The organism is Actinomycetospora sp., assembly GCF_055612215.1.
The window spans coordinates 1-10,381 of sequence record NZ_JBVPVA010000846.1 but is presented as its reverse complement, the minus strand read 5'-3'; the positions used below and the strand labels follow the sequence as shown (position 1 = coordinate 10,381).

The 10,381-nt window shown below is 75.9% G+C and carries 7 protein-coding genes and 1 pseudogene; 3 read left to right on the top strand and 5 right to left on the bottom strand.

The window, feature by feature from the left end; all coding sequences use genetic code 11:
* Positions 1-728: pseudogene (locus AC0CYZ_RS23085) on the bottom strand (helix-turn-helix transcriptional regulator); the annotation flags it as partial.
* Between the two features lie 458 nt (positions 729-1,186).
* On the opposite strand from AC0CYZ_RS23085, the gene AC0CYZ_RS23080 reads away from it, so the two are divergent.
* The 3 genes from AC0CYZ_RS23080 to cydD all read left to right on the top strand — a co-directional run bounded on the left by AC0CYZ_RS23080 (position 1,187) and on the right by cydD (position 6,641).
* Positions 1,187-1,654: a DUF7144 family membrane protein gene (locus AC0CYZ_RS23080; RefSeq protein ID WP_472219669.1), complete on the top strand. Its 468-nt coding sequence runs from the start codon at positions 1,187-1,189 to the stop codon at positions 1,652-1,654.
* A 149-nt stretch (positions 1,655-1,803) separates the two neighbouring features.
* Positions 1,804-3,195 (top strand): NAD(P)/FAD-dependent oxidoreductase, encoded by a 1,392-nt coding sequence (locus tag AC0CYZ_RS23075; protein WP_472219667.1) that lies wholly within the window; start codon positions 1,804-1,806, stop codon positions 3,193-3,195.
* Entirely contained in the window at positions 3,192-6,641 is a 3,450-nt protein-coding gene (gene cydD, locus AC0CYZ_RS23070) for a thiol reductant ABC exporter subunit CydD (RefSeq protein ID WP_472219665.1), read from the top strand. The genes AC0CYZ_RS23075 and cydD overlap by 4 nt, the downstream gene beginning before the upstream one ends.
* A gap of 33 nt (positions 6,642-6,674) precedes the next feature.
* Here the strand turns inward: cydD and AC0CYZ_RS23065 are convergent, their stop codons facing one another.
* The 4 genes from AC0CYZ_RS23065 to rph all read right to left on the bottom strand — a co-directional run.
* On the bottom strand, positions 6,675-6,983 hold the full coding sequence (locus AC0CYZ_RS23065; RefSeq protein WP_472219663.1) for a hypothetical protein: 309 nt from the start codon (positions 6,981-6,983) through the stop codon (positions 6,675-6,677).
* Between the two features lie 188 nt (positions 6,984-7,171).
* Complete coding sequence (locus AC0CYZ_RS23060; protein ID WP_472219661.1) at positions 7,172-7,636, bottom strand: DUF7144 family membrane protein; 465 nt, start codon at positions 7,634-7,636, stop codon at positions 7,172-7,174.
* Between the two features lie 131 nt (positions 7,637-7,767).
* The gene (locus AC0CYZ_RS23055; RefSeq protein WP_472219659.1) at positions 7,768-8,145 is read right to left on the bottom strand and encodes a hypothetical protein; all 378 of its coding nucleotides are present in this window, start codon (positions 8,143-8,145) and stop codon (positions 7,768-7,770) included.
* A gap of 63 nt (positions 8,146-8,208) precedes the next feature.
* A partial coding sequence (gene rph, locus AC0CYZ_RS23050; RefSeq protein WP_472219657.1) for a rifamycin-inactivating phosphotransferase occupies positions 8,209-10,381 on the bottom strand: 2,173 nt, incomplete at its 5' end.

The window sequence follows — 10,381 nt, the reverse complement described above, 5'->3', positions numbered from 1 at the left end:
TCACAGAGTCCGCCGCACACGCGGTCGAGGATCGAGGTGCGGCAGAGGAAGTCGACCTCGGCGTCGGACGCCCGGTCGAGGAGCTCCGACCGGAGGTAGTCGCCGACGAACCGGTCGTCACCGGTGATCGAGAACCCGGCCGCGGTCCGCGGGCTGCCCGCCCGCATCGCGAGTGCCGCGAGGTAGAGGCCCACCGCCCAGCCCTCGGTCCGCTCGGCGAGGGCCGCGACGTCGCGCTCCTCGGCCTGGACCCCGGCGCCCCGGAGGACCGCCGCGGCCTCTCGTTCGGACATCGCGAGGTCATGGGCGCCGAGCTCGAGGAGGCCGCCCTGCGCACGCAACCGAGCCGCCGGCAACGACGTCGTCGACCGCGAGGCGATGGCGAAGCGGGACCCGGCCGGGAAACCCAGGGCGAGCGCGGTGACCACGTCGAGGGACGCCCTGCTGGTGATGGCCTCGGCGTCGTCAAGGACCAGCGCGACGGGCGGGTCCAGCGACGCGACGGCGGACACGAGCGCGGGGACCACGGTGATCGCCGGACCGGGCGTGGGTCCGCGCGGCACGAGGGACGTGGACCCGGCCCGCTCCAGGGCCGCGATGACGTGGTCCAGCAGGACGGCCGGGTCGTCGTCGCGGTGGTCGGCCGAGACCCAGGCGACCCGTGGTTCCCAGCTCTCGGCCCACTGCGCCAACAGCGTCGTCTTGCCGTAGCCGGCGGGCGCGACCAACGAGACGACCCCGGGCGCACCCGGGGCACGCAAGCGGTCGATCAGCGCCGACCGCGCGACCGTGCCCGGTCTCCGGGTCGGGCGGAGCCCCGGCGGCTCGGACGGTGCGGGGCTCGGCCTCCTCGAACTCGACACGCTCATGCGCGGCGCCGACGGTCTGGTGTGCTGGGGTCGATCGGCATCCTGGGAAAGCTCCTGCCCTCGACGACGAGTCGCGTTCCGGACCGACCACTGTCCCCAACTACCAGCCGGCGGGGAAGGAATGGCCCGGATGCCCCGCGACCGATCCGGTGAACGCCGGCGCACGCGGAGGAACCCACGCCGACGCCCGGAAGCAGGAACCGTGGACGAGGCACGTTCACCCGACCAGGGTGAGTCGCCCCCGGTCGGCACGGGTGCGAGCGTGGGGTCGCGCCGTCGGTGGATCCGTCGACGGAGTGAGGACCCGAGGAGGAGCGATGAGCGATCCGGGAGCCGTGTCGGAGGTCCGCACGGCCGCCGCGCAGCCGACCGCTCCGGGGTCCGCGCGTCAGCCGCCCGTGGACATGACCGGGATCGGGCTGTTCAGCTTCGCCGGCGCGGTCCTGATCCTCGCGGGCTTCTTCGAGGTCATCGAGGGGCTCGTCGCCCTGTGGCGACCCACCGTCTACGTCCCCGGCGGCGGCGACGCCCTGGTCGCGCTCGGGTACACGGGGTGGGGTTGGCTCCACTTGATCCTGGGGGTCCTCGCGCTCGCCGCCGGGATCGGGGTCCTCGCGCTGCGGCCCTGGGCCCGGGCGATCGGGACCCTCCTCGCCGCGGTCAGCGCGATCGTGAACCTGGCGTTCATCCCGGCGTACCCGATCTGGGCGCTGGTGCTGATCGCGGTCGACCTCCTGGTCATCTACGGGCTGATGGCCTACGCACCGACGGGCTCCGACCGCTGACGACGGCACCCACCGGGCCTGTCCGGTCCCGGGGGCGCCGGAGTCATCCGGTCCAGGTGAGGGACTCCCGCTCGCGCGCTGTGAGTCTCGAGGGGCGGGGCCGGCGGCCGTACCGGGCTCCGGGACACCCTCGGCGAGCGGAGCGCGCGATGGTCGGGAGCCGACACCACCACGGCGGCGAGGGCGGGACGGGCGAGGAGCCGGTGAGCACGGCGGACACGGCGCGCGCCGAGCCGCGCCGGGTGGTCATCGTGGGCGGTGGCTTCGCCGGGCTCTTCGCGACGCGGGCGCTGCGCCGGGCGCCGGTCGAGGTCGTGCTGATCGACCGCGCCCAGCACCACCTCTTCCAGCCGCTGCTCTACCAGCTCGCCACCGGGATGCTCTCCGAGGGCCAGATCGCGATCCCGCTGCGGCGGCTCCTCGCGCGGCAGCGCAACGTCCGGTGCGAGCTCGCCGAGGTCGTCGACGTCGACGCCGCCGCCCGACGGGTCGTCGCCGCCCGGCCCGGGGGCGCGCGCCTCGAGCTCCCCTACGACGACCTCGTCGTGGCCGTCGGGGTCCGGCAGTCCTACTTCGGGCACGACGAGTTCGCCCGGTGGGCGCCGGGGATGAAGACGATCGGCGACGCCCTGACGATCCGCCGGCGGGTGTTCGGCGCCTTCGAGATGGCCGAGACCGCCGCGGATCCCGCCGAGCGGCGCCGGTGGCTCACCTTCGCCCTGGTGGGCGCGGGACCCACCGGCGTCGAGCTCGCGGGGCAGATCCGCGAGCTCGCCACCCGCACGTTGCGCCGGGAGTTCCGCAGCATCGCCCCCGAGGAGGCCCGGGTCCTGCTCTTCGACGGCGGGCGGGTGCCGCTGGCGTCGTTCGGCCCCGCGCTGTCCCGCCGGGCCGCCGAGGCGCTCGAGGAGCTCGGCGTGGAGGTCGCGACGGGGTCGGTGGTGACCGGCGTCGACGCCGACGGGCTCGTGGTGCGGGACCGGGACGGCGTCGAGACCCGCCATGCGGCGGGCACGGTCCTCTGGACGGCGGGGGTCGAGGCGCCGCCGGTCGTCGCGGCCCTCGCGGCGGCCACGGGCGCGCCCCGCGACCGGGCCGGACGGGTCCGGGTCGGCCCCGACCTGACCGTCCCGGGCCACCCCGAGATCGCCGTGATCGGCGACGCCATGAGCCTCGGCGAGCTGCCCGGGGTCGCGGAGGTCGCCATGCAGGCGGGCTTCTACACGGGGCGGCGGATCGGCCGGACGAGCCGGGGAGGCCGGTCCACCCGCCCGTTCCGATACCACGACCTCGGGTCGGCGGCCTACATCTCGCGCGGCCGGGCGGTCGTCTCGGCGGGCCCGGTACACCTGAGCGGCGTCGCGGGCTGGCTCGCCTGGCTGTTCGTGCACATCGCCTTCCTCACCGGGTACCGCAACCGGCTCGGGGCCGTCCTGAGCTGGGCGACCACCTTCGCCCGGGACATCCGGCGGGAGCGCGCGTTCGCCACGGAGGGCATCGACCGCGACCGGGACGAGTACGCCCCGGCCGTCACGCGGTGAAGGCCCTCGACGGTCGCGTCCTGCGCCACGTCGCGGCCGCTCGCCGCGACATCGCGGTGACCGCGGTCGCGGGTGTCCTCACGGCCGGCCTGATCATCGCGCAGGCCGGTCTGGTGGCCGACCTCGTGAGCCGCGCGTTCCTCGGTGGCGAGGACCTCCACGACCTCGGCGCCGTCCTCGTCGCGCTCGGCGTGGTGGTGGCGGGGCGGGCGCTGCTCGCGTGGCAGGGCGAGGTGTCCGCCCACCGGGCGTCCGCCGCGGTCACCCGCGCGGTCCGCACCCGGCTGCTCGGGCACGTCCTGGCCGTGGGCCCGCGCCACCCCGGCCTCCCGCCCGGGGGCGAGCTCGCCGCGCTCGTGGGCCGGGGTGTCGACGGCCTCGACGGCTACGTCCGGCGCTACCTGCCCGATCTGGTCATCACCGTGGTGGTGCCGCTCGCCGTCGCCGTGCGCATCCTGGCGGCCGACTGGCTCTCGGCCGTCGTCGTCGCGGTGACCGTGCCGCTGATCCCGGTCTTCATGGTCCTGATCGGCCTCCACACCCGGAGCGCGGTGGCGCACCGCTGGCGCACGCTGGCCGCGCTCGGGCACCGGTTCCTCGACCTCGTGGCCGGGCTGGACGTGCTCATCGCCTTCGGGCGGGCCCACCAGCAGCGCACCGTGATCGCCCGGTTCTCCGAGCGGTACCGGCGGCTGACCCTGCAGACCCTGCGCACCGCGTTCCTGTCCTCCCTCGTCCTCGAGGTGCTGGCCACGCTGTCCGTCGCCGTGGTCGCGGTCTCGGTCGGCCTGCGCCTGGTCGAGGGCCGCCTGGACCTGGCCACCGGGATCCTGGTGATCGTCCTGGCGCCGGAGGTCTACCTGCCGCTGCGCCGGATCAGCGCCCGCCACCACGAGAGCGCCGAGGGCCTCGCGGCCGCCGACGACGTCGCCCGGGTGCTGGACCTCTCCCCCGTCGGCCCGCCGCCCGGCACCGGGCTGCCCGCCCCGGACCCGTCCGCCACCACGCTGCACCTCGCGGGTGTGGGGGTAGACGGCCGAGCCGGGCCCGTCCTCGACGGGATCTCGCTCGACCTGGCCCCGGGCGAGGTCCTCGGCGTCGTCGGACCCAGCGGGGCGGGCAAGTCCACGCTCCTCGACGTGCTGCTGGGCTGGCGCCCGCCCGACCGGGGCCGCGTGCTCGTGGGCGAGGTCGACCTCCGCCGGGTGGAGCGGTCGTCCTGGTCGGAGCGGGTGGCGTGGGTCCCCCAGCAGCCCCTCCTGCTGGGCGGCACCGTCGCGGACAACGTCCGGCTCGGGGCCCCGGAGGCGACGGACGCCGCCGTGGCCGCGGCAGCGCGGGCCGCGCAGCTCGACCTGGCCCTCGACGTCGAGGTCGGCGAGCTCGGGCGGGCCCTGTCCACCGGTCAGCAGCGGCGCGTCGCCCTCGCCCGCGCCCTGCTCGTCGACCGGCCCCTCCTCGTGCTCGACGAGCCCACCGAGGGCGTCGACGCCGCGACCGAGGCCGCGATCCTGCGGGCCCTCCCCGCGGTGCTGGCGGGCCGCACCGCGGTGGTCGTCAGCCACCGCAGCGCGGTCCTCGGACTCTGTGACCGGGTCGTCGCGCTGCCCGGTCCTCCCGTCCCGGCAGCGGCTCCTCCCCCACCCCCTCGACCGGCTGCTCACCCCGAGCCGGTCGGCGGCGGGCCGACCCCGGACCTCCCGGAGCTCCGGGTGACCGAGCCGATCGACCCGACCGGGCCGACCGCGCGCCCGCTGCGGTGGCTGCTCGCGACGGCGTGGCCCCACCGGGCCCGGCTCGCCGGCGCCGTCGTCGCCGGGAGCCTGGCCGTCGGCAGCGCGGTGGCCCTCACGGCGACGGCCGCCTGGCTGATCTCCGCGGCGGCGCTGCACCCTCCGGTCCTCACCCTGATGGTGGCGATCGTCGCGGTGCGGGCCTTCGGCCTGGCCAAGGGCGGCTTCCGCTACCTCGAGCGGCTCCTCTCCCACGACGTCGCGCTGCGGGTGCTGGCCGACCTGCGGGTCCGGATCTGGGAGTCGCTGGTCCGCCTCGGTCCCGCCGCGAGCGGCCGCCTGCGCCGGGGCGACCTGCTGACCCGGCTGATCACCGACGTCGACGACCAGCAGGACGTCCTCGTGCGGTCCCTCGTCCCCGCCGCGTGCGCGGCCGTCGTCGGGGCCGCCACCGCCGTCGCCCTCGGCCTGGTCCTCCCGGCCGCCGGGGCCGTGGTGGCCGTCGGCCTCGTCGGCGCCGGGCTCCTCGCGCCCGCGGTGACGCTGTGGGCGGTGCGGGCCACCGGGAGCCGGACGGCCGCCGCCCGCGGCGCCGTCGCCGCCCTCGCCGGTGAGTTCCTGGTCGCCGGTCCCGACCTGGTGGCCTTCACCGCCGCCGAGCGACGACGGGCCCGGATCGCCGACCTCGACCGTGGGCTCGCCGCGCTCACCCGCCGGGCGGCCACCGCCACCGGGCTGGGCGGAGCGGTCTCGACGCTGGCGGTCGGCGGCAGCATGGTGGGGTGCGCCGTCGTGGGCGTCGCCGCCCTGCGCGCGGGCACCCTGCCCGGACCTGCCCTCGCGGTGCTGGTGCTGACCCCGCTCGCCCTCACCGAGCTGGTCGCCGGCCTGCCGGACGCCGCGGAGCGCCTGGTCTCCGGACGCCACGCGGCGCGGCGGCTCGCGGAGCTGGAGAGCGCCACCGCGACCGTGACGGAGCCGGCCGCCCCGCGCCCGGTGCCCGACGGCCGGACGATCGCGGCGCGCGGGCTCTCGGTGCGCTGGCCCGGCACCGGCCGCGACGCGGTGCACGACCTGGACCTCGACCTGGCGGCCGGAGCGCACCTGGCCGTCAGCGGTCCCTCCGGGGCCGGCAAGAGCACCCTGATCGCCGCCGTCCTGCGCACGCTCGAGGCCCGGGACGGGACGGTGCTCGTCGACGGGGTGGACGCGCGGGACCTGCGCTCCGAGGACGTCCGCAGCCGGATCGCGTGGTGTGGTCCCGGCGCGCACCTGTTCGACGGCACCCTGCGTCAGAACCTCCTCGTGGCCCGCCCGGACGCCACCGGGGAGCAGCTGGAGGAGGCCCTCACCCGCGCCGGGCTGCGCTCGTGGCGCGAGCGCCTGCCCGAGGGGCTCGAGACGCGCCTGGGCGGGATCCGGTCGGGGGTGTCCGGAGGGGAGCACCAGCGCCTCGGCATCGCCCGCGCCGTCCTGGCCGATCGTCCCGTGGTGGTGCTCGACGAACCCACCGCCCACCTGGACGCCGCGACTGCGGGCCGGCTCTGCGCCGACCTGGTCGAGCTCGCGCGGGGCCGGACGATGCTCGTGGCCACCCACCGGCCCGGGGAGATGGCCGGGTTCGCGCAGCTCCCGATGCGGCCACCCGACCCCGGTCCGACGAGGGACCGACCCCGACCGGCGGCCGGGGACCGCCTCACCCGCGAGGGGTGACGGCGAGCCCCCGACCCGGGCGCGCCCGGTCGGCTAGGACGGCACCCAGGGCCCGGACACGAAGTCGTTCGCGCGGCTCGGGCACGGATCGGCCACCGTCTCGAGGTGCAGGCCGACCGAGTCGACCGAGGCCTTGTAGAGGCCGGCTTCGCCGGCGCACGGGGCCCCCGCGGCGCTGGTGAAGGTGACGCGCTGCGAGGAGTCCTGGGCGATCGTGCCCGGGATGGACTGCTGGGACGTGGTGTTCGTCTGTGTGTAGTTCGTCCCGGAGGCGATGGTCAACGTCTGGGGCCCGTTCGGCGTGATGGCGTTGCGGTAGGTGCCCGGCGGGATGATGGTCACCGCGGCCGGCGGGGGCGGCGGAGCCCCGCCGGCCGGCGCCGAACAGGCGGTGGCACCCAGAGCGAGGAGCCCCCCGAGCAGGGCGACCCACCGGAGCCTCGATCGGTGCACACGGGGGGCGGGGTCGGGACGGGTCACGGAGGCTCCCTGCTCGATCTGCTCGCCGGGGACGAGGTACCGGGGTGCCGTCACGCCGTCGGCGCGCGACGGCCGCTGCTGCTGCTCAGCGCGAAGATCACGGCCACGTCGACGGCGATCACGACGACCGCCCACAGCGGGTAGGCGGCGATGAACAACAGGTTCGCCAGCGCGCTGACGACGGCGAGCACGATGCCCACGATGCGGGCCCAGGTCTTCCCGGCCATGACGCCGAAGCCGGCGGCCAGGACGAGGACGCCGAGCAGGAGGTGGAACCAACCCCAGCCGGTGTAGGAGACGGAGACCACGAGGCCCGCGTCGCCGATCAGGTAGTAGGCGGGCCGGAGGATGGCGACCAGCCCTTCGATGATCTGGAAGCCACCGAGCATGATCATCATGATCCCGGCGAAGGAGATCCAGCCGCTCCAGTCGTCGACGTCGGACCCGTAGGACCGGGGCTGCTCCATGTACGCCGCCTGTGCCCCGACGGCGGGGGTCCGTTCGGTGTCGGTCATGTCGTTCTCCTCAGGCGCCCCGGCTGCAGGTGCCGGTGATGTCCCACCGGCCGGCGGGACTGCCGAGGAGTGTGAGCAGCGGGCGCGGCGCGGGCCTCACCCGCGGATGATGAATCGCGGACGACCCGTGCTCACGGCTCGTCGAGCGCCGTGAGCGCCCGGACGGCGGCCTGGCGGTTCTCCCGGCTCCGGTCCGCTAGCCAGGCGTGGACCGCGCGGGTGGCCTCGGCGTCGCGGTCCCGTCGTACCGCCGCGACGAGGACGTCGCGGGCCCGCTCCGAGTCCGCGTCGACCGCCACGTAGGTGTCGGAGGCGAACGCCCCGGCGCCGCGCCGGACGGGCTTGGACCGGCCCGTGGAGCGGTTGAAGGTCGCGTCGAGGCCGGTGACGGTGAAGGTGCGACCCGCGACGTGGTCCACGGTCGACACGTGCGGGTCGCGCGCCGCACTCGACGGGGGCCGCTCGGACCACACGACGACCCGGGTCCCGGTGCTCGGCCAGTCGCTCACCCCGACCATCCAAGCCGCAACGACCAGGCCCCGGCCAGTCCGGGCCCCGCGCGGGTGGCGGTCCTACGCGAGGAGCTCGACGTACCCGGCGCTTCCGTGCACCCGGATCCGCTGCCCGTCCGCGATCCGCCGGGTGGCCCCCTCGACCCCGACGACGGCCGGCAGGCCGTACTCCCGCGCGACCACCGCACCGTGGGTCATGGCTCCGCCCACCTCGGTCACCAGGGCGCCGATCGTGACGAACACCGGCGACCAGCTCGGGTCGGTGAAGGGGGTGACGAGGACGTCACCGGGGTCGAGCTCGGCCTCCGACATGTCCCGGACGACCCGGGCGCGCCCCTCGACGGTGCCGCCCGACACCGCCAGCCCGACCAGGGCGCCGTCGGGCAGGCCGTTCCGTCGGTACGCGCCGACCAGGGCCTCGCCGTCGGAGGTGAGCACGCGGGGCGGGGTCACCGTCCGGTACCCGGCGAAGGCCTCCCGGCGCGCGCGGATCAGCTCCCCGTCGGCCTCGCCGGTGCGGACCACGTCGCGGAACTCGTCGAAACGCAGGAAGAACACGTCCTCGCGGTCGCCCAGCACGCCCTCGCGGACGAGGCGGTCGGCCTCGCGCATCAACGCCTGCTTGTAGACGAAGTAGCGGCAGACCATCGCGTACTTCGGGTACTCCCGGAACCCGATGAAGGTCCGGAGCCGGTCGATCATCGCGTGCGTCTCGGCCGCTCTCGACGCCGCCCCGTCGGGCAGGGCGCGCACCCGCTCCAGCAGGTCCTGCTCCTTCTCGGCCGCGAGGCGCCGGCCGTCCTCGACGCGCCGCCTCCCCGCGCCGGGCCGGGCGTGGTCGACGTCGGCGAGGATCGCGGGCACGAGGATCGACGGCCGTTCGCTCCACCGCGGCCGGCTGATGTCGATCTCCCCCGCGCAGCGCATCCCGTAGCGGTCGAGATAGGAGCGGATGGCGTCGGTGGCCTCGCGGCCGCCGGCGACCCGCGGCAGCTCGTCGAGGAAGTCGTCGTCCACGACGCCGCGCAGGAAGGCCACCACTTCCGGGTGGGGACGGATCACGTCCGCCACGTCGAGCAGGCCGAGCCCCATCTCGGAGGTGACGTTGTGCGGGACCGACAGCGTGAGGGTGTCGGCCGCGTGCTCCTCGCCCAGCCAGGCACGCATGTGCTCGTCGAGCCAGAACGCGGCGTCCATCGCCGTCGTGAAGACCTGGTGGCTGCGGGGATCGAACAGCAGTCGCCGGAGTTCCTGGACGTCCGCGACGACGGCCTCGAACAGGTCCACGCCGTGGTGGCGGGGGATGTCCCGTGCCGCGGCGGCCACCGAGGCCTCGCTGTGGGCGATGAGCTCCTCGACGAGGTCGGGGTCGGCGTCGAGGGGCGGCGCACCGGCCGGCGGGGCGGCGGGGCCGTCGTCCGACGGTGCGGGCACGAGGTCGCCGCGGTCGATGACGGTCTGCAGCGCGTCCCTGACCAGGGGGTCGTGGCGGCCCATGGCCTCCAGGAGGCCGTCGCGGCCGGCGGTCGAGGCCAGGGTCCGGGTGACGTCGACGAACAGCCGGCCGCCGGCCTCGGCCATCGGCCGGGGCGTGGTCATCTGCCAGACCGACAGCCCCAGGGGCGTCATCGCGTCGGTCATCATCTGTTGATGGCCGACCGAGACGTAGACGTGGTCGGCGCCGTCGTCGACGGGTGGCACCGGGAACAGCGTCGTGATCGGCCGGCTCTGCACGATCCGGAACCCGTCGTCGACCAGGCACCACTCGATGTCCTGCGGACGACCGAAGTGCGCCTCGATCCGTCGGCCGAGCCCGGCGAGGCGCACGACCTGGGCGTCGCTCAGGGCCGGTCGCCGCTGCGCCTCGGGCTCGACGGGCTGCGTGGACGTCCCGCCACCGCCGGCGGCCCGGACGGCCGCGGGCTTGACGGCGACCGTCGCGTCGACGATCTCGCCGTCGCGGACCGTGTACCCGTCCGCGTCCACCGTGCCCGCGACGAGCGCCTCACCGAGGCCGAGGACCGCCTCCACGCGGCTGAGCCGCCGGTTCGACGTCACCGGGTCGGCCGTGAACAGCACCCCTGACGCGTCGGGGGTCACCATCTCCTGCACGACCACGGCCATGCCGACCGCGCGGTGGTGGATGCCGTGGCGCAGGCGGTAGGTCACGGCCCGCTCGGTGAACAGCGAGGACCAGCACCGCACGACGTGCTCGAGGACCGCCGCCGGGCCC